This window comes from Shewanella sp. Scap07 (assembly GCF_013394145.1).
Classification (GTDB): domain Bacteria; phylum Pseudomonadota; class Gammaproteobacteria; order Enterobacterales; family Shewanellaceae; genus Shewanella; species Shewanella waksmanii.
On sequence record NZ_CP041329.1, the window covers coordinates 3,285,366 to 3,307,295 of the forward strand.

The window sequence follows — 21,930 nt, forward strand, 5'->3', positions numbered from 1 at the left end:
ATCATAAAATTCTGTATAAATTAGGCTTAAAGCCAAATCTGCCCAAATGTTAAGTTTCAGACACTGCCAAAACATCACCGAGCTTAATGCCACCGATACCTCTTAAATTTAAGATGGCACCTGTGCTTGCTGTTCCGAGTGACACACTGGTTACGTGTGCATAGGTTGAGACTGGCAAATCTTGATTCTCGCCATCAACTCGTCCTGTCGCTTTAATGGAGTAATTACCACTAGCAACAGGCTCACCATTCTTGTCTAGGCCATCCCAAGCCACATCAATATTGCCGCCGGCACTGCCATCTACGGTATAAGTCTTAACTAGCTGACCTTTCTCATCTTCAATTCGTACCGTAATACTTTCTATAGGCTCTGGCGTACTGACAATACCTTTTAGGCTTGGATCCTCAGCTGAAATATGACCAGTATCTGACGGAATCAGTACTTTCTGGCCGACCAACCCTGACGCCTGCAACGCCTGACTCGATGTCATGACGGTATTAAGGTTTACAATCTCTTCATTAAGGTTATTGATACCATCTACCGTAGAGAATGAGGCCATTTGCGCAATCATCTGATCGTTATCAACTGGCTTAAATGGGTCTTGCATCGATAACTGCTGACTGAGTAACGAGAAAAAGTCTTCTTGGGTCAATTCCTGGCTGTTGGCTTCTGGAATTGACGACTCTTCTGGTAGTCGAATGCCATCAAGGAATGGATTACCTGTTAGCTCAGTCTGAGTTTGAGCCGATGCACTGGCACTACCAATATCACTAGTCGCTTGTGCCGGCGCTATCGTCTTGTCTGCCGTTGATTGACTCGACAGCGGTTGATTAGTTAACGGATTAATGAGGCTCACTGCTTACCTCCTACTGTTTGCCAATACGTAGTGTTTGTTGCAACATCGACTTTGCCGCATCTGCCACTTGCACATTCATCTGATAAGACCGTGACGCTGAAATCATATTCGCCATCTCCTCCATCACATTGACATTGGGCTTATAGATAAAACCATCTGCGTCAGCCATAGGGTGAGAAGGTGAGAATTCTTTTTGCAACGGCATATCACTTTCTACAATGCCTGCGACTTTCACTGAAGTAGTCGCTTGTTGCTGGTGAGTGGCTTTCGCCATCTCTGCTTCAAAAATGGGGTGTCTTGCTCGGTAAGTGCCTTCAACACTGCTAGAAACCGCATCAGCATTAGCAATATTACTTGCCGTTGTATTCAATCGGACCGATTGCGCTGACATGCCTGAGCCGGCCACATTAAAAATATCGAATAAGCTCATAATTAACTTCCTCTCAGGGCTTTTTTAAGGCCGGAAAACTTACTATCGAGAAATCCAAGCGACATTTGGTATTCCAAAGCATTTTGCATAAATTCAGATTTTTCCTGTTGCACATCAACGGTATTGCCATCACCTGTATCAGGCTGATTAGGCACTCGATAAGCAACATGCTGTTGGGTCAATGCTTTTAAATCAAAGTGCTTACTATTGGTTTCGCTCATTGCTAGGCCACTTTGATTTGAACGTGCTGATTGCATCGCCTTATCAAAGTCAATGTCTTGTGCTTTATAGTGAGGTGTATCGGCATTCGCTATGTTTGATGAGATCACCTGAGCACGTTGAGAGCGCACTCCCAATGTGTATTGATGAACCCCCAACGCTTTGTCAAAACTGATCGCCATAAAATTGCCTCCTCAAATAGATGCAATAAATAAAGCAATAGTTGTGCCAAAAAAAACAAGAGGAGAGTAACAGAAGTGAGTTAAACGAAAATGCCAACACAATGGTTGGCATTTTTAGGCAATGAAATGGCAGTAAATGTCTGCTTAATTACGCTTTTGGTAATAAATCCCTGGGTTGCACCGCACCATATCAAATTCTTCAGTTAAACCAGCAATAGACTCGGATGCGCCCAAAAATAAAATGCCTTTTGGATTTAAAGCGGCAGCAAATTGCCGCAAGATTTTTGCCTTTGCCTCTGGTGCAAAATAGATCAGCACATTACGGCAAAAAATAATGTCAAACTTGCCTAACAAGGTATAACTCTCAAGCAAGTTATGTGCTCGAAAATTCACCAAGCGCTTGACGTTAGGCTTAATGGTCATAGTGCTATTGGCTGTCGCATCAAAAAACTGACGCTTTCTTTCCTCTGACAAACCACGCCCCAAAGCCAAGCTGTCGTATTCGCCGCTTTTACACTTTTCTAGCATAGAAGGTGACAAATCTGTTGCTAATATGGATGCGCTTCCCGGCAGAGTGCCAGGGCGTTTTTGCTGATATTCCAGAATGGTCATCGCCAATGAATACGGTTCTTGGCCTGATGAGCACGCCGCTGACCATATTTTTAACGGTCGACCAAGGCGGCTATATTCAGGTAACAGCGTGTTGCCTAGCAATTCAAACGGATAACGATCGCGGAACCATAAGGTTTCATTGGTCGTCATCGCGTCAATCACTTCTGCACGCAATTGCCGCTCGGTTGGCTTCATTGAATGCTTCACCACCTCAGACAATGACGGCAAATTATATTTGCCCATCAATGGCGCCAACCGGCTACGAACTAAATATTGTTTATTGTCACCCAGCACAATACCGCTGTGTTGCTCCAGAAATAATCTGAATTGATTGTATTCCGCTTCAGCGAGTGATTTATTCGGCACCGTGGCATCCCAATATTAAATTAAAATCAGCTACAACATACACTATAGCAAGTAAATGGCAGCGCAGCTTTATACATTAGCTAACTGTCTGATACAAGATAAAAAGTGCATCTTATATCAATTTGCAGTTATAAACTTAAATGTTTGTTTACTGCTGCGGCAAGTTCATCTGGGTTAAATTTGGCAATGAAGTCATTAGCACCCACTTTTTCAACCATAGCCTGATTAAATACCCCACTTAACGACGTGTGTAGAACCACTTTAATGTCTTTAAGTTTTGGGTTATCGCGAATCTCAGCGGTCAGTGTGTACCCATCCATTTCGGGCATTTCAATATCAGAGATAATGAGTGGGATTTCTGTGGCCACATTATCCATTTCAGCTGCAACTGCGGTCAGTTTATCTAACGCTTCACGGCCATCTTTTGCTGTATCAATTTGCAAACTCAAAGACTCAAGTGCCCTGATGATCTGTTTACGCGCCACAGCTGAGTCATCAATGACCATAATATGGTAATGCTGCTCTCTATCAATTGTTAACTGCTCATCAACCTCTTTACTGATTTGGGTTTTCACCGGCGAGATCTCATCGAGGATTTTTTCAACATCCAATATCTCGACCAACTCACCTTCAATTTCAGTCACCGCGGTTAAGTAAGAATAACGACCTGCGCCCTGTGGCGGCGGCATGATAGCTTCCCAATTCATATTGATGATCCGCTCTACCGAGCTGACCAAAAAGCCTTGTACACTGCGGTTATACTCAGAAATAATGATGAAGCATCCTTCCGTGTTTTCTATTGGGCGCCCACCTGTAGCAGCACTCAAATCAATCACCGAAATCGTCTTGCCACGAATGTGAGCCACACCACGAACAAAAGTATTGAGTTTAGGTAATCCCGTCAGTGGTGGACACTGCAATACTTCTTTAACTTTAAAGACGTTAATACCAAAACGTTGGCGACCGTTTAATTTAAACAGCAGTAACTCTAAGCGGTTCTGACCAACTAATTGAGTACGTTTATTAACCGATTCAAGAATATTCGACATAATGCCTTGCCTTGTTGCCTTCCCGGCGTGGTGAATGCTGACCTAAAAATCTCTCGCGTAACTTGAGTATAGGCATACTAATTGCTTTATCTACTTTATATGACAACCTGACCGATATTTTGTCAAACTTCTGACGCTATTTTTGTTTTATTAATTGATGTCAGTATCAGGTCACAACGAAAGTATAGGTGTAATCTAGCTGATCAAGCTAGTCTATTCATTATGAAAGTAAATTTAGCGTACTTTTTCATCATTTTACTGTTACCTTGGCACCTGAGTGCCGAGGTAAAACCGCATACCCCTTCTCTATCGACCATTTCCCAATTAGCTATAGGCATAATTGAAGATAATATTGATGTTCCGCCCCATGCCAAGGTATCCATCACGCCGCAAAACCTTGATACCCGATTAAGTCCACCACTGTGTATAGGCCCTGTGAATGCTGAACTCGCGACCACTCGCGCCATAAAACGTAATAACACCATTAAGATAAGCTGCGAGACGCCACAAATGGCGTATCCATGGCAAATATTTATTTCTGTCAGAGTAGACATTCTCTACCCTGTAGTCGTAGCCACCGAAACACTAGGCCCTGGTGATGTGATCTCATCGAGTGCAGTGGGCATTGAATATATCGAGCAAAGTCAGCTTCGTGGTCAACAGTTTGACGATACCGCACTGGTTGTCGGTACCCGAGTGAAACGGCGTATTAGCATGAACCAGCCACTTTTTACCGATAACTTATGTTTTGTCTGCAAAGGCGATACGGTCTCTATCTATGCCAAAACGGCAAACTTTGAAATTAAAACCGTGGGTGAAGCACTGAGGGATGGAAATTTGGGCGACCGGATTAGAATTCGCAACAGCCATTCCAATAAAAAAGTCAATGCGAGGGTAATTGGTGTAGGCGAAGTTGAGGTACGTATGTAAGTCGTGAAATCTGCTAGCAAAAAAATTATAATAATTGCACATCTTCAGCTAAAGCTTTAGAAATGCAGGCCGATAGACAGGTATGTTGATCTCATTTATACAAGTTGGAACTCACAATGGCTATTGATATAAAGCATGTAAATACAGGAACTAACAACCGAATTACGACACCAACAGGCGGTAAAAGTGGCGCAACTTCTGCACCTCAAACTGCCAGTAATGGTGGCGCAGCAACTAAAAGCGATTCGGTGTCGATCACCTCGCAAGCGCAGCAGTTGCAAAATGTGCAATCTAAATTAAACGATATTCCAGAAGTGGACAGTAAAAAAGTAGAAGAGATTAAAGCTGCCATCGCAGAAGGCCGCTATAAGATTGATGCTGAAAAACTGGCCAGTAATATTGAACAGTTCGAGAACGAACTCAATGAATTAAGCTAGGATACTATGAGCCCGATTAACGACTTAATTGATAAACAATTAGCATTATTGGCAAACTTAAAAGCAGTGACCGAGCAAGAAAAACAAGCTCTCATCAACCAAAGTGCAGATGAACTGTTGGACTTAGCAGGTAAAAAGTCAGACTTGCTCAATGAGATCAAAGCCAATGATATGTCGTTATCGGCCCACCCTGACGTCGCCCAGCTCAAAAGCAATCCCGAGCTAGCGAGTAAAGTCGCTACCGCTCAAACTTGTTTAAATGAGTGTCAACAACTTAATAGTGAGAATGCGACGTTAATTGACCACTGTATGGCCAGCGTTAGCCGCTTTACTCAAGCACTACATGCCTCAAGAAACTCATCAAGCTTAACCTACGATGGAAAAGGGCAAACATCGACTATTGCCACATTGGGCAATGACTTAAAAGCCTAATCTTGTACAACAGCCACGAAAAAAGCCATCATTGATGGCTTTTTTCGTGTTTGATCCATTCTCACCAGTTTTCAGGCAGTCTATGCCGGTTTATCAACGTCTTTTAATGAACCTAGGTCTTTCAATAAAACTAAAAGTAAGTCACTTCTTTCACTTTTTGAGGGCGGTTATGCTGCTGATACAAGGCCCAAACTTGCTCAAAATCTAATTCAAGCTCAGTAACGTAGTGTTCACCTGCCGGGTAGCTTTTCACCACTCGTGCACCGCGAATCACCCCAGAAACAGAGGCCTGGATATCATCGCTCGTTAGCATCCAATCGTTAACTTGACTAGAAGCAGATAGTTGCTGACCATACACTTGCTCAGCCAATTCTCTATATGCCGCTATCTTGGACGCTTGCATCGCCATCAGTACTTTCTGGGACTGCTCTGTCGCAGGCTGAGTAGCCAAAGGAGCATAGCCTATGGCAGTAATCTTAGGAAAGCTGGTCGGCGCTTCGGTTTCCCACTGAATGTAGCGATCATTTTGAGCACACCCACCTATCAACAAGGCGCCCAACAATAACAGTATTCTCATTGCTGCTCTCCTATCAGGCTGACTTTGCCTTGACCCATTTCGCTATGACGATACAACATGCCGCCTTCTGAATAGACTTTCTCTGAGGGTTTAGCAACGCTCGTTAATGCTTCAAGCTCATAACTGGCTTGCGAGGCTGACACCACACGATTATTGGTTACATTCACAATGCGGCTGTTGACGATCACTCCTTGGGTAGTTTTCGTCATTGTCGACACCAATACATGCTCAACCGGCAAGTCAGTTGGTAATTGCTGCCAATCGCGGGTCAGCAAAAAATCCCCTTCAGGGGTCACCCGAATGTTCTGTGCCACATTAATATCTACCAAATTAAACTGGTGTGAATGCATTGCCGCAATTAGGCCTTGTTGTAACTGCAGACCTAGCTCATTGGAACCTTGTAAGCTCTCTAACATCACTGGTGTTGCCACTAGTAAAGGTTGCGTTGGCAATAGTGCATCATTTTGCTTAACCAGCTCATTGCTAATCTGCAACGCTAAATGATTGACCGCCGAGGTTGACGGCAAATGGTTGCCGTCAGCGAGTTGCCCCTGCATGTCATCACTTGTACTGGCACACCCACCCAGCACAAGAAAAACTGATAATACCGCTGCTAATCGCATGTTAATACCTTGAAAATTCGATTAAACAAATATAAATGCTAAACAGTTGCGTCCGTTTTTTATCGGATATTTAGCCCAAAAACTGACAGTTAGTAGGAAAGTGAGCAAAATTTACGCCAATTGATTCAGAATGACTCACTTGCTTTTGTATTATCGGCTTAGAAACGAAGAACTTTAACCTCAAGACATTATCTAAGTATAAATTTTAAAAGCGATAAGCTCGAAAGCAGGCACGATAATTGCTAATTATTTTATGCAAACAATAAACATTGCCAAATTCGCCATAAAAGTGGCACTGGCAAGATTTAACGTTAATACAGATTATGGCTAACTGGACAACCAAATGAATCGATTAATATGGGGCGTGTTGTTGATACTAAGTGGCAGTTTAATGCCCACATTCGCTGCATGGGTTGATGCACAAGGCGAAGCAAAGATCATCAACAACAATGTGACTCAAGCACGAGAAGAGGCCATTCATCAAGCCCTCAGCTATGTGAGCTTACGATCTGGCGGTAGCTTTTCTAGCAGTCAACGAATTGAAAACGGTCGGCTAGTAAAAGATCAATTCTCGATGGATCAATCGATTAATATTACTCAAGTGGAACTCGTTAGCGAGCGTGTTGTTGGTGACCGCTTAATGGTTAACATACGCGCAGACGTCAACAATGGAGCAAGCAGCCAGTGCACTAACGAGTCACTGAAAGCGTCTATATTGGTCCCGCAAGCGCAACTGCACCATCGTGAGCAGCTACGTTACGGCAATATCGGCCACTTTGAGCGTCACCTATCAGAAAGACTCGGCCAAGTTATTGAGCGTCATGGTAAAGCCAGTTTCCCCCATGTTCATGCCAGTGAACGCCTAGATATCGAACAGGCTTTAATCGACATAAGAGGCTATCGCTTGCCCACTTGGTTAAGCGAAATTACCGACAGCCAATACTTATTGTTGCCAGAGATCATCGACATCTCTACCGCCCCACCGGAAACAAGTTTGTTTGGCATGATAAGTGATGACCCTCAGCGCCAGTTCCAACTCAAGCTGTCGCTATACCATGGTATCAGTGGTGAGATGATCTGGAGTGAGTTATACAATTCGCCGGCGCCGTGGGAGTTTAAAAAACAGCTTACAGTGCCGTCTAATAGTAATATTTTTTGGTCATCAAGTTATGGCAAAAATATTGAAAACATCTTAGTCCAAGCTAGTGAAGATATCGATAAAATTCTAAATTGCCGCCCACTTCTCGGTCAAATAGTCGCCAAACAGCATGATCGTATTATCATCAATTTGGGCCGCCGCCATGGCATCAAAGTTGGCGATGAGTTTCAGTTGGTATTACAACAAAACATGCCTGACAGACTTGATAAAATGCGTGCGATAGCTGGCCAAAGCCGCGCATCGATTAGCATTGACCAAGTTACTGAAGAAAGTGCTACTGCATTACTTCAAGGGCAAAATGCTTCTTTGAATATTCAAATTAACGACCTGGCAATCAAGCAATAGCACAACAGGTCGTATAGGAATTAAGCAACTCTATTTAAAGCGCTTTAACCAGCTCTTTTCATCTAGAGTAAAACCAGTATAATCACTGGCGTCTCCCTATAGCTCAACAGGATAGAGCAGTCGCCTCCTAAGCGATCGATCGGGGTTCGAGTCCCTGTGGGGAGACCAGTTTTAATCGCTTAGTTCGCAGGCTACCACCTCTATCCGGTTTTGCTGCTGCCATATTTACAGGTCGTAGTATTGCTTGTACCAAGATACAAACTGTTTAACGCCTTCCGCTATTGACGTCTTTGGTCGGTATCCAGTCGCTTTTGTAAGTGCTTCGGTTGATGCCCAAGTTGCGGTCACATCTCCTGGCTGCTGCTCCATAAAGTTCTTCGCCGCTTCAATACCAAACTCTTTTTCTAGACAGGCAATAAAGTCCATTAGCTTTACCGGCGAACCATTGCCAATATTATAAATCGCATAGGGAGCGGAACTAACGTTAGGCTGACCAGTTTCACTTTTTTCGCCAGTAGGTGCTAACACCAGCACTTTCATAATACCTTCAACAATATCATCAATATAAGTAAAGTCCCTCGACATCTCACCGAAGTTATAGACATCAATAGTTTTACCAGTTGAAATCGCTTTGGCAAATTTAAACGGTGCCATATCAGGCCTTCCCCAAGGACCATAGACAGTAAAAAATCTTAAGCCTGTAGTGGGTAGACTATATAAATGAGAGTAAGTATGTGAGATTAACTCATTCGCCCTTTTTGAAGCCGCATACAGGGAAATAGGATGATCCACGGGGTCGCTTTCTAAAAAAGGCTGCTTGTCATTGAGTCCATACACGGAGCTGCTTGAAGCATAGATCAAATGCTTGATTTGATTGTTTCGACAACCTTCTAATATATTAATATGACCAATGAGGTTTGTGTCGGCATAAGTGTGAGGATTATCAATTGAATACCTCACGCCAGCTTGCGCACCAAGGTGTATAACGTAGTCAAATTTCTCGGTTTCAAACAACTCAGCAACTTCTTGTCGATTAAAAATATCAACTTTAAGGAATTGAAAACTGGGATAGTTTTCGACTCTTTTTAATCGGTCAAGTTTTAAAGATACGTCGTAATAGCTATTAAGATTATCAATTCCTATGACATCAGCACCCTGTTCGCAAAGACGCAAGCAAACAGCATTACCTATAAAACCCGCCGCTCCAGTCACTAAATATTTCATACAAACCTTTATTTACCCCAAACTAATGTCAGTAGGCTACAAGAAGCAACTCCATCTATCAATCTTAAACCTGACATTGCTCAAATCAGCATCAACCGTATAACTATTTAAAATTTAAATTAAAAAAGTACAGTCTTGAGCGCTCAGATTTTGGCTTTCAACTTATTTATTACTCTTGTATATTAACTGCTACCATGCTGGCGCTGTGCCGCAGTTTACAGGGATACTAGATGACTGAGCTTTTTGATTTAAACCTGTCCATCATCGATAAGCGGTGGCCACAACTAGCCGCAAAACTCAGAAACACTTCCGTTGCTCATCTCAGCCCAAACCTTGTTGAGGGTAACACTCAAACCATCAGTGTCGACAATATTCAACTGAGCAGCCGCCATGACAGATTTCATGAAGCAGAACTGTTGATAAACCAATACCCCGCTGATGCTACTGAGCTATATCTTTACGGTATCGGAATGGGGGATGTCCCGAGTCTATTAATCGATATTGACCAAATTCGCTCCATTACTATTTATCCATTGAATTTAGCCTTGCTGTCGCTACTGCTGTCGTACACAGATCAAAGTGAGTGGTTGTCGCATCCTAAAGTCACATTGACAGAGCATGGTCCAGACCAACATAAACTTGCCAGCCCTCACATTGCGCTAGCCCCCGATCTTGTCTTAGCCGATGAGCAACACGCGTCACTGCGAAATTACCTCAGTTACGAGATAAATCGTCACTTTGCCAGTAATAATCATAAGAACGATCCTGATTTCGCCGCTCGTATAGCATCCAATAAATCGGTACTGGCAAGGGATGAAAGTGCGGCTGTTTTGATTGGAAAGCAACAATATGACAGCGCATTAGTGATTGGTTCAGGCCCAACACTCGAAACACACTTTCGCTACCTAAAAGAGCAAAGTGAGCAGCGCCATTTAACAAAGCAACTTATTATCTGCGTAGATACCGCACTGCTACCGCTTTTACTCAACGGAATAAAGCCGGATATTGTTGTCAGTATTGATAAGAATATCCTCAAGCAGCATTTACCCCAGCCTCTTCCTGATGATGTTAAGTTAGTTTATTTCCCCACTATTGGTAACGAAATCATTGAGAGTTGGCCTGGGGAGAAGTACGCCGCCTATGCTACGCATGTGGCCTATGATGAAATAAGCCAACAATGGCCAAAAATCCGGCTATTTGCCAATGGTAGCGTGATCCATCCAGCCATTGATTTAGCGGTGAAAATGCAAGTTAACGAACTGACTTTATTTGGCTGCGATTTTAGCTTCCCAAATAATAAGACTCACACCTATTGGAACCAAGGCCAGCTAGGGTCTCACCCCAAAAGTCATAAGCACTGGGTATTGAATGGTCATAATCAAAAGGTTACCACCAATCTTAATTTTAGAGCGTACTTATTAGGCCTTGAGCATTACATTCGCGCTACACCCAGCGTCACGTTTTACCAAGCAAGTAAAGACGGCGCTAACATCAATGGCTGTCAATATAGAGAGTGCTTATAGTGAACAACAACCAAATGTCTCAACTCACCACCCTGCTAGTTGAAGCCGCGCATCACTACCGTTTAGCTCAAGAAGCTTACGGCGCGAGAAAGCTAAAGCAATGCCTAACCCTTATTGAACAACTCAACGGTCATCCCAGTTTCGATCAGATAATGCAAATCATGCCAGAAATGATAACCGCCCAAGAAAATCATGATTGGCTCGGCCTCGCCGACATATTGGAATTTGAGCTTACTGCCTTTATTAGCTCAAACTCACAACACTAGCTAGGCGTGAAAAGTTTTAGTTCAGTTTTTCCTACTCAGGGCGATAGTTAAAGTAAACTAAGGTCTCCAAAGGTCATTATGAATTCAATACCGCTATTTATTGCTGAAGTTTCAAGCAATCACCACCGCGATCTGCAAAGGTGCATCCAATTTATTGAAACTGCAGCAAAGATTGGTTGCCAAGCTGTCAAGTTTCAGCTGTTTAAAATAGACCAGCTATTTGCACCGCAAATTCTAGAAAAAAGCGAAGAGCACAGAAGGCGCAAAGATTGGGAACTACCAACCGATTTCTTACCAGAACTGAAAGCCGCTTGCGATAAGAATAATATTCAGTTTGCCTGCACACCTTTTTATCTCGACGCAGTAAAAGAGCTAGCGCCATTCGTCAGCTTCTTCAAAATTGCCTCTTACGAGCTACTTTGGGATGACCTTCTCATCTCTTGTGCAAAGACATCAAAACCTGTTGTGATTTCCAGTGGAATGGCCACAATCGAAGAAATTGACCATGCCATTGATGTGTTAAAGCGTGCGGGATGCCAAGACATTACCCTGTTACATTGCGTATCAGCTTATCCCACACCGGCTAAAGATTGTAATTTAGCGGTACTTGAGACTTTCCGCCAACGTTATGGCGTTAAGGTCGGTTGGTCCGATCACAGCGTATCGCCAGCCGTACTGCACAGAGCAGTTCATAGATGGCAAGCAGATTGCATAGAGTTTCATATCGATTTAGACGAAACCGGCGCTGAGTATGCGGCGGGACACTGTTGGTTGCCAGCACAAATAGCCCCGATAATTGCCGATAGCAAATTAAGTCGTATTATTGACGGTGAATCTCACAAACAATTTGTGCCAAGTGAAGCTCCAGATAGAGATTGGCGCGCCGATCCTATTGATGGCCTTAGGCCACTAAAAAATATAAGAGAAGGATTTAAATCATGAGTCACCAACTCGACACTTTAGCGAGTCAAATCCGCAAAGATGCCATTTGGTCAATCTACCACGCCAAATCAGGTCACCCCGGCGGTGTACTTTCATGCGTCGATATACTTACCGTACTGTTTCATGACGTACTCGCTCCGGTAGAGAAACGACTTGGCAGTTACAGTGATGACTTTTTCATTTTATCTAAAGGCCACGCTGCGCCAGCATTGTACGCTGTTGCTGCAAGCAAAGGTTTATGTGAACGTGCGCAACTTAAGGGTCTAAGAAAAATAGATTCTAGTTTTCAAGGCCACCCGGATGTGACCCACTTGCCTTGGGTTGAGGTCAGCACAGGCTCACTTGGACAAGGTATTTCAGTCGCTACAGGTATAGCAAAGTCTCAGAAATTACTAAACAGCGCGCAACATGTATTCGCACTACTTGGTGACGGTGAAATGCAAGAAGGCCAAGTATGGGAAGCTGCGATGTTTGCCGCTCATCATAAATTGAATAACTTAACTGCAATTGTTGATTACAACAAATTGCAAAGTGATGCGCGCAACGATGACATCTGCGCTTTAGAGCCATTAGCTGATAAGTGGCGAGCATTTGGCTGGCAAGTCGTTGAGGTTGATGGCCATGACATTGATGCCCTACAGCAGCATTTGCACGCAAGTAAACACAATGAAACTCAATCCCCTATGGTCATTATTGCCCATACAATCAAAGGAAAAGGCGTTGATTTTATGGAAGACATTCCGTTGTGGCACGGCAGTGTTACCTTAACTGATAAACAGTACAAAGATGCCATGCTCGCACTTGGTTGTTCTGCACAAGAGATTAAGGAATATGAAAATGTCTAATACTCCTACACTTGTCGGACAACAATCAGACTCATTACGCGAAGCATTCGGCATTGCCATAGCAAAAGTTGCCGATAACGATCCACAAATTATCGTACTTGATGCCGATGTTGCTGGCGGCACCGGCGCACATAACTTTAGAAGTAGCCATCCAGATAGGTTTGTTCAATGCGGTATCGCCGAGCAAAACATGGTGAGTGTCGCGGCAGGAATGGCCCATAGCGGCTTTAAACCCTTTGTCACTACCTTTGCCGTATTCATGCTACGCGGACTTGAACAAATTAGACTATCTGTCGCCTATTCGAACAAAAATGTAAAGCTCATAGCAAGCCACCCAGGCTTAGACGTTGGACCTGACGGTGCATCTGCGCAGTGTCTAGAAGATATTGCCTGTATGCGTTCTTTACCCGGCATGGTGGTACTGTCTCCTTGTGATGCATTAGAAGTTGAAGCCGCTACCAAGGCATTAGCAAATTATGATGGCCCCGCATATATGCGCACAGGTAGAAGCCCTTGCCCAAGCGTATATGTATCAGAACCTGAGTTTGTGATTGGTAAAGGAAAAGTCCTTAATTCAGGCGATGACATCACGCTGATTTCTTGCGGCGTAACGACTCATCGTGCTCTTTCTGCGGCCAAAGCACTTGAAGATATTGGTATATCGACACGCGTTATACACATGCCCAGCATTAAGCCAATTGATAAAGAACTAATATGGCAAGCCTCATTAGAGACAAAAGCCATTATTAGCTGCGAAGACCATAACATTTATGGCGGTTTAGGCAGTGCTGTTGCAGAGGTATTAAGTCAGCGTCCAAATGCACCACTGACTCGATTAGGGGTTAACGATGTCATAGGTTGCTCTGGTGAGCCTGATGAATTAGCCGCAAAGTATGGCATTGATGCCGATGGGATATTCAAGTCCGCTAAATCAGTTTATGAGGAGTTACTGAGCCACAATGATAAATAATAATAAGCTCGTTTTGATAACCGGTGCCTCCGGTGGCGTCGGCTCGGCAACAGCAAAACATTTGGCAGCACTTGGCTACGAAGTGGGTATTGGCTATTGCAGTAATGAACATAAAGCTAAAACAGTACAAGCAGAGATTGAAAATGCCGGTGGCAAGTCAATCACCGTCAAGCTCGACTATCAAGATCGTAAGCAAATACGTGGCGCAATCGATAAACTCACTCGCCATTTCGATAAACCTGTTTCTATTCTCATCAACAATGGGGCTATCGCCCAAGAAAAACCATTTGACACCATTACCGATGATGATTGGCAACAGATGATGGCGATTAACTTACAAGGCCCTTTTATTGCCGCCCAAGAAGTTTTGGCCCCTATGCGAGAAAACCACTGGGGAAGAATAATCAATATCACTTCTATTGGTGGTCAATGGGGTGGCTTTAACCAAGTGCATTATGCAGCGTCTAAAGCGGCACTAATCAACCTGACCCAATCGTTGGCAAAAATATATTCTAAAGACGGTGTAGTGACCACAGCCGTTGCTATCGGCTTGGTGGGTACAGAAATGTCAGCTAATGAGCTACAAACTGATGCTGGCAAAGAGAAGGTAAAAAATATTCCGGCGCAGCGCTTAGCCACAGTCAATGAAGTCGCCGAGACTATCGAATTTTTGTGCTCCGATAAGTCTGCTTATCTAACGGGACAAACACTAAATGTAAACGGCGGCATGTATTTCGGCTAAATGATACAAGGAAGCACTATGAATCTTTTGCTCGAAAAAATAGTACAAACTGACAGCTGGCCAAATGCTGATGAGTTGTTGAACTCATTTGATGAAGTGGTTGTGTTTGGCGCCAGTCAAGCAGCGCTTTATGTGACCGAAGTCCTGCGGCAGTTTGACGTCAATGTGCTTTACTATGTTGACAACGATCCAGCAAAAAATGGCACTCAATTTTCGGGCAAACCGGTCTATTCTGCAGACAAAATTTATCAGGATAAGCATACGGTATTAATCGCTAGTTATTGGGCGAGAGATATTGCTAAGCAGCTAAAGGCACAAAACCTACAATACTTTGATTTTAGTTTTTGCGTTGACTATCCCCGCTGGAAGAATCATTTCGACCATAAACATTTTGATGTCCAAGCTGCATTAAATTATGGCAAACAACATCTTTCGGGTGACGATTTAATTGCCTACCTAGGCTGTATTAGATATCGACAAACGTTCGATCCGCTTGAGCTTAGCGTGCCGCAGCACGACCACTATTTGTGCCCACAGGCCCTGCCTGCTGAAAGTGAAGTTTATATCGATGGCGGAGCCTGGCAGGGAGACACCTTATTATCTCTCAAGCACACGTTTGGTGACCAGATTCAAGTTCATAGCTTTGAACCGGATGAGAGCAACTTTAGCAAGCTCAATCAAGCCATCGAAGAGCATAAGATTACCGCGGCGTTCACCAATCAGTTAGCACTCTGGAGTCAAGAACAAACCCTTGAGTTCCTATGCTCGAATGATGCGGTACATTCTATGCAGTCGAGAGTCAGTGATGACGTCACCGAAGCAGAACAGTCAATCAAGGTCAATGCCATTGACTTAGATAGCTACAGTAAAAAAATGAATATTACGCCAACATTCATCAAATTGGATGTTGAAGGAGCTGAACTTCAAGTTATTGAAGGTGCAAAAAATATACTCAAAGAACATAGCCCTAAGTTAGCATTTAGCGCATATCACGAACCTAATCATATTTGGGAAATTCTTGCCGCCGTGAGCGAGATTAACCCTAATTACCAATTTTACTTTACTCATCACTCACAGCAGCTGATTGAATCTGTCATTTATGCCAGTGTGGAAGGTCGATGATGATTAGGAATTGTTTTCTCTGTGGCTCGGAAGTTGAGAATATATACACCAGCAACTGGTCTTTGCCGGGATTAGCTCCTACGGAAATCGGTTTTTCGATCTGCCCAGATTGCGGCTCTGTTTGTCAAAGTCCAACGGTGCGCTTTGAAGAGATGATGACCTTCTATAATTCGATAGCGGTTTATACTAACCCTGGCAGAAAAGAACTACCTACACCGTCAAAAACCCGCGATGTCGATGAGCAGATTCAGTTCATCACAAGAGGTATCGGCAAGCTTCCCACGAGTGCACTGCAAATTGGCAGTTCTGATGGCTATACTTTGTCTCGGTTTGAAGCAGCAGGCGTCGAGCAAGTCTTGGGCATTGAGCCTGGTAAAGCATCGGTCGAAATCGCCAAACGCCTGTATGACATTAATAGTATAAATACGAGTGCTGAAGACTTTGAAACCACTGATTCTTATGAACTTATATTAATGACTCATGTACTTGAGCACTTGTATACGCCTCAGGCAGTACTGAAAAAATGCTATGAAATCCAACAAGACTTACCGCAGGGTTTCATCTATGTCGAAGTGCCATACATGGCTAACGTATCAAGCCTATGTCCTGGGTTCTTCGCGTTTGAACATATCAATCACTATACCCGTGAAAACTTAATCAAATCACTTACCGACATCGGCTACTGGCCTGTTTCTGCCGTGGAACATTTTAATAGTAACTTAGCGCCTGTCATAGGTGTGCTAGCCAGTACAAAACCACAGCAGCACTATCCAGAATTTCAAAATCAGTACCGTACTAACAAACAATTAGTACAAGAATACCGTCAGAAAGAGGTCGCCTATTGGCAGCAGTGCGTCGACAATATCTCAGCTAAAATATCCGGTAATGTCTACCTATGGGGCGCAGGTATCCATACTTGTCAGTTGGTAGCAAATACTAACCTACTGGATACATGTTCTATCACAGGGCTTACCGATACCTCACCATTAAAATGGGGAGTGATTCAAGGAGATTGGACATGTCGAGCACCTAAAGATATCGATTGGCAAGCCGGTGATACGGTGATCATTTCCTCTTATGCATCGCAGCGGGAAATTTATAACGCGTTATCCTGGCTAAGAGACATAGGAGTCCAAACCCTCAGGCTCCACAATCAAACAAACTAATTTTTCGATAAATAGTTAACAACGACTAAGTGATTATAGATGAGCAAAAAGACTCTCCTAATAATTGGTGCAGGCATAGAAGCCTGTGAAGGAATAAAAATTGCCAAGGAGATGAACCTTGAGCTGATTGTAGTGGATGGAAACCCTACCGCTCCAGGCTTTAAATATGCCGATACTCCAATCGTCATCAGTACATACGATGGCCCACAAATCGCAGAAAAAGCCGCTGAACTCGTACTTAAAGGCAAAACCATCGATGGCGTTATTGCCATGTGCTCTGATGTACCGCTTAGTGTCGCCTGTGTCGCTGACAAACTTAAGTTACCGGGACTAAGCATCGAGTCAGCCCACTTAGTGGCAGATAAGTTATTGATGAAACAACGCCTGCTACAAATGGATATCCCCATCCCAGCATTTGCTGCTATTGACTCTTTGCTGGCCCTGAATGAACTGGCTGCTAAATGGGGTTACCCTTTTATCATCAAGCCAGTAGATAGTCGTGGTGCGCGCGGGGTGCAGCTTATTGAGTCCGAAACGCAACTCGCCTCGGCATTTTATCAAGCTCAAAAAGAGTCACCAACACAGCGGGTGATGGTTGAAGAGTACTTAACCGGGCCACAAGTCAGCACAGAGACCCTAATTGATGACGGCACCTGCTACACATTAGGTTTTTCTGACCGCAACTATGAATGGTTACCAAGAACCAAGCCTTACATGATAGAAAATGGTGGCGATTCCCCGAGTCACCTTTCTGATAATGAACAAGGTCAAATCACCACCACCGTTGAAGCGGCAGCAAAAGCCTTAGGGATAAGCAGTGGTGTGGCTAAAGGCGATATGGTGTTAACGCCATCGGGAGCCAAAGTGATTGAAATTGCAGGGCGCCTTTCTGGCGGCTATTTTTCAACCACTCAAATCCCATTGGCGACCGGAGTTAATTTTATCGAGCAAGCAATTAAACTTGCCCTTGGTCAACGACTTAAGACTGAGGATGTCACCCCTAAGCATCAACGTGCAGTTGCCATTAGGTATTTAGATCTCAACCCTGGCGTTGTAAACCAAGTACATCACATAGAAGAAGCCGCACAAAGTGATGGCGTGGAGCTATTGTCAGTGTTTATTCAACCTGGCGACACAATACAAGCACTGGCAAACCATACATTGCGGTCAGGGTTTGTGATTAGTACTGGCGCAACTAAAGATGAAGCGATACATCGAGCTAACGCCTCTCTCGCCAAAATAGAGGTTGAATATCGCCATGGATAAGCCATGTAAAATTTATGCAGTCTTCCATTTAAACTTAGCTTTTTCATCACTCGATGAAAGCACACACTGTGAAGTGATTAATCAATGCTATTGGCCGTTACTTAATCTTATAGAAAAGTACCAACTGCCAATAGGCATTGAGCTGACGGCGTACACTCTTGAGCGCATTAATGGTATCGATCCGTTGTGGGTCAATAAGTTTCGCAAGTTATTGGCTGAGCAGATTTGTGAATTAATTGCTAGCGGCGATAGTCAGATTATTGGGCCGCTGATCCCTTTTGAGGTTAACCAGCAAAACCTGAGGCTTGGTCAACAATATTATCAGCAACTACTAGGTGTTACACCCAAACTCGCCTATATCAATGAACAGGCAGTCTCGGCGGGTTTGTTAGATGCTTACATTGATACGGGCTTCGATGCGGTAGTGTTGGAGTGGGATAACCCCTATTCTCATAATCCGAACTGGCCATCAGAACTGCAAAATCGCCCCCAACATGCAATCAGCGCACAAGGCAGGAAAATCAAAGTAGTTTGGAATCAAGCTATCGCGTTTCAAAAGTTTCAACGCTTTGCCCATGGCGAAATGATTGAAGAAGACTACCTTGCTTACTTAGCACAAGCGATAACGACCAACTGCCAAACTTTCCCAATATACGGCAGTGATGCGGAGATATTTGACTACCGTCCAGGCCGCTATAAAACAGAAGAGCGGCATTCACACCAAGAATGGCAACGTATCGAAACACTATGTTGCTCATTATTAGCAAACCCAAAATACCGCTGGGTGCTTCCTGTCGATACTTTAGAAGATTGTGATAAAAACAATCAATTGCATATCGCGGTGCCAGCCCACCCCATATCAGTAAAAAAACAAGCAAAATACAATGTGACACGTTGGGCTTTAAGCGGCAGAGATGACTTACGATTAAACTCCCACTGCTTCGCAAAATATGATGAGCTTATTGACCAACAACAATGCAGTGATGCTCAGTGGCGAGCGCTATGTCGATTATGGGCCAGCGACTACAGAACTCACCTTACCGCCAAGCGCTATGAACAGCTTATCGCGAGTATTCCGGCAGCAAACAGTTATACCTTACCGCAATATACGGCGGTGAATTCACATCAGCTTTACCAAATATCCCATGATGAACAGCGAAACAAACTCTCGATTAGATCGGCGAACCTGCATATTACTTTTAATGCTAATCGCGGTATGACCATTGAGTCTTTAGCTTTTAGTGACCATAGTTTCATACCTGTCAGTGGTACCCTAACCCATGGACACTTCGACCATATCAGTTTCGGCGCAGATTTTTATTCCAATCATCTCGTGCTGGAGCGATTTAGGCAGCGCGATAGAGTCACAGATCTAGCAAAAACCTCATGGCAATTTGAAGCAGATAACGACGCTTTGATAATCAGAGTATCACTCGGTACCGCCAATGGTCGCTTGAACAAATGGTACCGACTCGAGGGCCAAACAGTCCAATGTGGGTTTGCTTTCGAGCAAAACAGTCGCCCAGAAGCATCGCTACGCCTGGGTTACATTACCTTGCTTAATAGCGAAGAACCATGCTGGTTTGCCGCCCACAATGGGGGCGCGGATAGAGAACACTTTATCGCCGCCGAAGACATCGATCACGGCAAACCCGTGTCCTCGATTGTGTCATCCAATAGTGCGCTTGGTGCAACAACCGGTGAAGTGTTGTTTGGTAACAGCAATAACGGTGTCCGCATCTGTTGGCAGCCCAGTTTGTGTGCCGCGCTGCCAATGGTTTCCAGTAAGAAAATTAATGGTAAATACTTAAATCGGTTATGGTTCTCACTAATAGAAGCTGATGAAACCTTAAAGCCTGGTGGCTACTTACCAAGCTTTAGCTACACGCTTTCCCCAACCAGTAATATCGCCGAGGATTGAATACGTGAAATCGATAGCAATAATAGGCGCTAGACTAAACTCGAGTAGATTGCCGAAAAAACACCTACTCTCTCTTGCTGGTGAACCACTGATCCATCGACTGATTAGCCGCTTGCAAAGATGCCAGACACTGGATGGGATTGTTTTAGCGACCACCGCAGATGACTTCAATTTGCCTTTGGCTGAATCAGTCGCATCGCTTGTCCCTGTGGTAAGGTTTAATGGCGATGTTAATGATTTAATGGGCAGAATTGATCGCGTGATTGCTGAGCACAATCCCGACTTTATCACTTATATCTGCGGTGACTGTCCATTGGTCGAGCCCAGATTTATCGATCACGCGTTGTCGTTGCTTGCCGCTTCCCCAGACTCCGACAGCCTAATAATGAAAGAGTCTGTCGATACCATTCATGAAGGTATGGGATTTTACAGCCGACAAGGTTGGCAAAAATTGATGGCGGTAAGCCAATGCTCAATGTCACGAGAACATGTTGGCTACGGTGATAAAATCAATCCAGTACTGCAGCGACTTGCAATCGATGATTGCGACGACTTTTCCAGTGTCAAACATCGAATATCAGTCGATACCCAAGCTGATTATGAGTTTATGCAGCAGGTGTATACGGCTTGGTACGCTGAAAATGACCAAAGCAGTATCGTCGATTTAAAATGGGTACAAAACCAGCTACTTGCGAACCCAGAATTGAGCAGCATTAATCAACATGTTGTACAGAAAAAGCCAGATATAACTTACAAGAAAGTCAGTATATACACCCACCTCAGTGCCGAAATAGGTATTGGCCATTTTAAGCGCTGCCAATCAATTGCTGAATCCCTCAAAGAAAACTTGGGCTTAGGCGTCGAGCTGCATATTGTCGGTTCGCCAATGCCGGGGTTTCAAATCAATAGCAATACAAGTTGGTATCCAGACTTAAACGCAATGTTGAAACAGATGGATTGTGATGATAATCCATTATGGATTTTGGATTTTCATCCAGGATTTATCAATATTAACCAGCTGCAGCTAACCCTTAAGGCACGTAGGCAAGCCACTGACCTTCGCATTTTAGCTATAGATAAACTCGTTGATATTATTGATGATGTTGATGAATTGTTTATACCCTCTTTTTATTGCCGATCATCGCACCCTAAAATAAGCTTTGGTTGGGATCATTTTTTGCTTTCGAGTCCCGCAACTGTCACACCACAAAATCAATTGCTCGTCATTACTGGCGGAAGCGATGCTTTAGGTTATGGTGAGTATCTGCCCGCCTTGATTGAATCCGTCGTTAACACAGACACGGCACTACATTGGGTGCAGGGCCCCTTAGCACCTGATCCAAAAATTGACCGCAACTCGCGTTGGCATATACATAAAAACCCCAAAAATCTGCCGGAACTGATCGCGCAGTCAAAATTCATATTTAGTTGTTATGGTTTGTCGCTATTCGAAAGCCTCTGCAGTGGTAACTCAGTATTACTCTTGCCGGTACAACACATTTGCAGTGATGAAGAACTAGCAAAACTTGCTGAGCAGCATTGCTGTATTACAACAAACTTCGATAATCTAGAGCAGCAAATGGCAGCGGTGACTCAACACCCTGAGCAATTCGACGCTATGCGTAAAAATGCGGTTCAACTGCTCAAGCCAAAGGTTGGACTCGAACGTTTATGCCAACATGTCGCACACCACCTAAAACTCGTCAATAATTCAGTCAGTAGGTGA

Annotated in this window: 23 protein-coding genes and 1 tRNA gene; 16 read left to right on the forward strand and 8 right to left on the reverse strand. The window is 43.9% G+C overall.

The features are described 5' to 3' along the window. Positions 1 to 49: 49 nt before the first annotated feature. The 5 genes from flgD to FLM48_RS14390 form a co-directional block, all read right to left on the reverse strand. Complete coding sequence (gene flgD / locus FLM48_RS14370) at positions 50 to 856, reverse strand: flagellar hook assembly protein FlgD (protein WP_179025106.1); 807 nt, start codon at positions 854 to 856, stop codon at positions 50 to 52. A 10-nt stretch (positions 857 to 866) separates the two neighbouring features. Beyond that, a complete protein-coding gene (gene flgC / locus FLM48_RS14375) occupies positions 867 to 1,286 on the reverse strand; it encodes a flagellar basal body rod protein FlgC (protein ID WP_028771685.1) in 420 nt (139 codons plus the stop codon). Positions 1,287 to 1,288: 2 nt separating this feature from the next. Beyond that, positions 1,289 to 1,687 (reverse strand): flagellar basal body rod protein FlgB, encoded by a 399-nt coding sequence (flgB, locus tag FLM48_RS14380; RefSeq protein WP_179025107.1) that lies wholly within the window; start codon positions 1,685 to 1,687, stop codon positions 1,289 to 1,291. Between the two features lie 144 nt (positions 1,688 to 1,831). Then, on the reverse strand, positions 1,832 to 2,665 hold the full coding sequence (locus FLM48_RS14385; RefSeq protein ID WP_028771683.1) for a protein-glutamate O-methyltransferase CheR: 834 nt from the start codon (positions 2,663 to 2,665) through the stop codon (positions 1,832 to 1,834). Positions 2,666 to 2,793: 128 nt separating this feature from the next. Further along, positions 2,794 to 3,714 (reverse strand): chemotaxis protein CheV, encoded by a 921-nt coding sequence (locus FLM48_RS14390; RefSeq protein WP_028771682.1) that lies wholly within the window; start codon positions 3,712 to 3,714, stop codon positions 2,794 to 2,796. A 222-nt stretch (positions 3,715 to 3,936) separates the two neighbouring features. Between FLM48_RS14390 and flgA the strand changes: the two genes are divergently transcribed. The 3 genes from flgA to FLM48_RS14405 all read left to right on the forward strand — a co-directional run bounded on the left by flgA (position 3,937) and on the right by FLM48_RS14405 (position 5,513). After that, positions 3,937 to 4,644: a flagellar basal body P-ring formation chaperone FlgA gene (gene flgA, locus FLM48_RS14395; protein WP_028771681.1), complete on the forward strand. Its 708-nt coding sequence runs from the start codon at positions 3,937 to 3,939 to the stop codon at positions 4,642 to 4,644. 116 nt (positions 4,645 to 4,760) lie between these two features. Continuing rightward, entirely contained in the window at positions 4,761 to 5,081 is a 321-nt protein-coding gene (gene flgM / locus FLM48_RS14400; RefSeq protein WP_028771680.1) for a flagellar biosynthesis anti-sigma factor FlgM, read from the forward strand. A gap of 6 nt (positions 5,082 to 5,087) precedes the next feature. Continuing rightward, positions 5,088 to 5,513 (forward strand): flagella synthesis protein FlgN, encoded by a 426-nt coding sequence (locus FLM48_RS14405; RefSeq protein WP_179025108.1) that lies wholly within the window; start codon positions 5,088 to 5,090, stop codon positions 5,511 to 5,513. 130 nt (positions 5,514 to 5,643) lie between these two features. Here the strand turns inward: FLM48_RS14405 and FLM48_RS14410 are convergent, their stop codons facing one another. Both FLM48_RS14410 and FLM48_RS14415 read right to left on the reverse strand, forming a co-directional pair. After that, complete coding sequence (locus FLM48_RS14410) at positions 5,644 to 6,090, reverse strand: LPP20 family lipoprotein (protein ID WP_179025109.1); 447 nt, start codon at positions 6,088 to 6,090, stop codon at positions 5,644 to 5,646. Further along, complete coding sequence (locus FLM48_RS14415; RefSeq protein ID WP_028771677.1) at positions 6,087 to 6,713, reverse strand: FlgO family outer membrane protein; 627 nt, start codon at positions 6,711 to 6,713, stop codon at positions 6,087 to 6,089. Before FLM48_RS14415 ends, FLM48_RS14410 begins: the two co-directional genes overlap by 4 nt. A gap of 343 nt (positions 6,714 to 7,056) precedes the next feature. On the opposite strand from FLM48_RS14415, the gene FLM48_RS14420 reads away from it, so the two are divergent. Both FLM48_RS14420 and FLM48_RS14425 read left to right on the forward strand, forming a co-directional pair. Then, a complete protein-coding gene (locus tag FLM48_RS14420) occupies positions 7,057 to 8,217 on the forward strand; it encodes a flagellar assembly protein FlgT (RefSeq protein WP_179025110.1) in 1,161 nt (386 codons plus the stop codon). 92 nt (positions 8,218 to 8,309) lie between these two features. Continuing rightward, positions 8,310 to 8,385, forward strand: a tRNA-Arg gene (locus tag FLM48_RS14425). Positions 8,386 to 8,442: 57 nt separating this feature from the next. Here FLM48_RS14425 and FLM48_RS14430 read toward each other — a convergent pair. Beyond that, positions 8,443 to 9,441, reverse strand: a complete 999-nt coding sequence (locus tag FLM48_RS14430) for an NAD-dependent epimerase (RefSeq protein WP_179025111.1) — start codon at positions 9,439 to 9,441, stop codon at positions 8,443 to 8,445. Between the two features lie 230 nt (positions 9,442 to 9,671). On the opposite strand from FLM48_RS14430, the gene FLM48_RS14435 reads away from it, so the two are divergent. From FLM48_RS14435 to FLM48_RS14485, 11 genes are all read left to right on the forward strand, one after another. After that, complete coding sequence (locus tag FLM48_RS14435) at positions 9,672 to 10,964, forward strand: motility associated factor glycosyltransferase family protein (protein WP_179025112.1); 1,293 nt, start codon at positions 9,672 to 9,674, stop codon at positions 10,962 to 10,964. After that, a complete protein-coding gene (locus FLM48_RS14440) occupies positions 10,964 to 11,230 on the forward strand; it encodes a hypothetical protein (RefSeq protein WP_179025113.1) in 267 nt (88 codons plus the stop codon). The genes FLM48_RS14435 and FLM48_RS14440 overlap by 1 nt, the downstream gene beginning before the upstream one ends. 78 nt (positions 11,231 to 11,308) lie before the next feature. Next, on the forward strand, positions 11,309 to 12,172 hold the full coding sequence (locus FLM48_RS14445) for an N-acetylneuraminate synthase family protein (RefSeq protein WP_179025114.1): 864 nt from the start codon (positions 11,309 to 11,311) through the stop codon (positions 12,170 to 12,172). Beyond that, positions 12,169 to 13,017 carry a transketolase gene (locus FLM48_RS14450; protein ID WP_179025115.1) on the forward strand — a complete coding sequence of 283 codons (849 nt, stop codon included), beginning with the start codon at positions 12,169 to 12,171 and terminating at the stop codon, positions 13,015 to 13,017. Before FLM48_RS14445 ends, FLM48_RS14450 begins: the two co-directional genes overlap by 4 nt. Next, positions 13,010 to 13,987: a transketolase family protein gene (locus FLM48_RS14455; protein WP_179025116.1), complete on the forward strand. Its 978-nt coding sequence runs from the start codon at positions 13,010 to 13,012 to the stop codon at positions 13,985 to 13,987. The genes FLM48_RS14450 and FLM48_RS14455 overlap by 8 nt, the downstream gene beginning before the upstream one ends. Next, positions 13,977 to 14,729 carry an SDR family NAD(P)-dependent oxidoreductase gene (locus FLM48_RS14460; protein ID WP_179025117.1) on the forward strand — a complete coding sequence of 251 codons (753 nt, stop codon included), beginning with the start codon at positions 13,977 to 13,979 and terminating at the stop codon, positions 14,727 to 14,729. Before FLM48_RS14455 ends, FLM48_RS14460 begins: the two co-directional genes overlap by 11 nt. A gap of 18 nt (positions 14,730 to 14,747) precedes the next feature. Continuing rightward, positions 14,748 to 15,851: an FkbM family methyltransferase gene (locus FLM48_RS14465; RefSeq protein ID WP_179025118.1), complete on the forward strand. Its 1,104-nt coding sequence runs from the start codon at positions 14,748 to 14,750 to the stop codon at positions 15,849 to 15,851. Continuing rightward, positions 15,848 to 17,017 carry a bifunctional 2-polyprenyl-6-hydroxyphenol methylase/3-demethylubiquinol 3-O-methyltransferase UbiG gene (locus FLM48_RS14470; RefSeq protein WP_256870945.1) on the forward strand — a complete coding sequence of 390 codons (1,170 nt, stop codon included), beginning with the start codon at positions 15,848 to 15,850 and terminating at the stop codon, positions 17,015 to 17,017. Before FLM48_RS14465 ends, FLM48_RS14470 begins: the two co-directional genes overlap by 4 nt. 39 nt (positions 17,018 to 17,056) lie before the next feature. Beyond that, a complete protein-coding gene (locus tag FLM48_RS14475) occupies positions 17,057 to 18,283 on the forward strand; it encodes an ATP-grasp domain-containing protein (RefSeq protein WP_179025119.1) in 1,227 nt (408 codons plus the stop codon). Continuing rightward, on the forward strand, positions 18,276 to 20,204 hold the full coding sequence (locus tag FLM48_RS14480) for a glycoside hydrolase (RefSeq protein ID WP_179025120.1): 1,929 nt from the start codon (positions 18,276 to 18,278) through the stop codon (positions 20,202 to 20,204). Before FLM48_RS14475 ends, FLM48_RS14480 begins: the two co-directional genes overlap by 8 nt. Positions 20,205 to 20,208: 4 nt before the next feature. After that, complete coding sequence (locus tag FLM48_RS14485; protein WP_256870946.1) at positions 20,209 to 21,930, forward strand: cytidylyltransferase domain-containing protein; 1,722 nt, start codon at positions 20,209 to 20,211, stop codon at positions 21,928 to 21,930.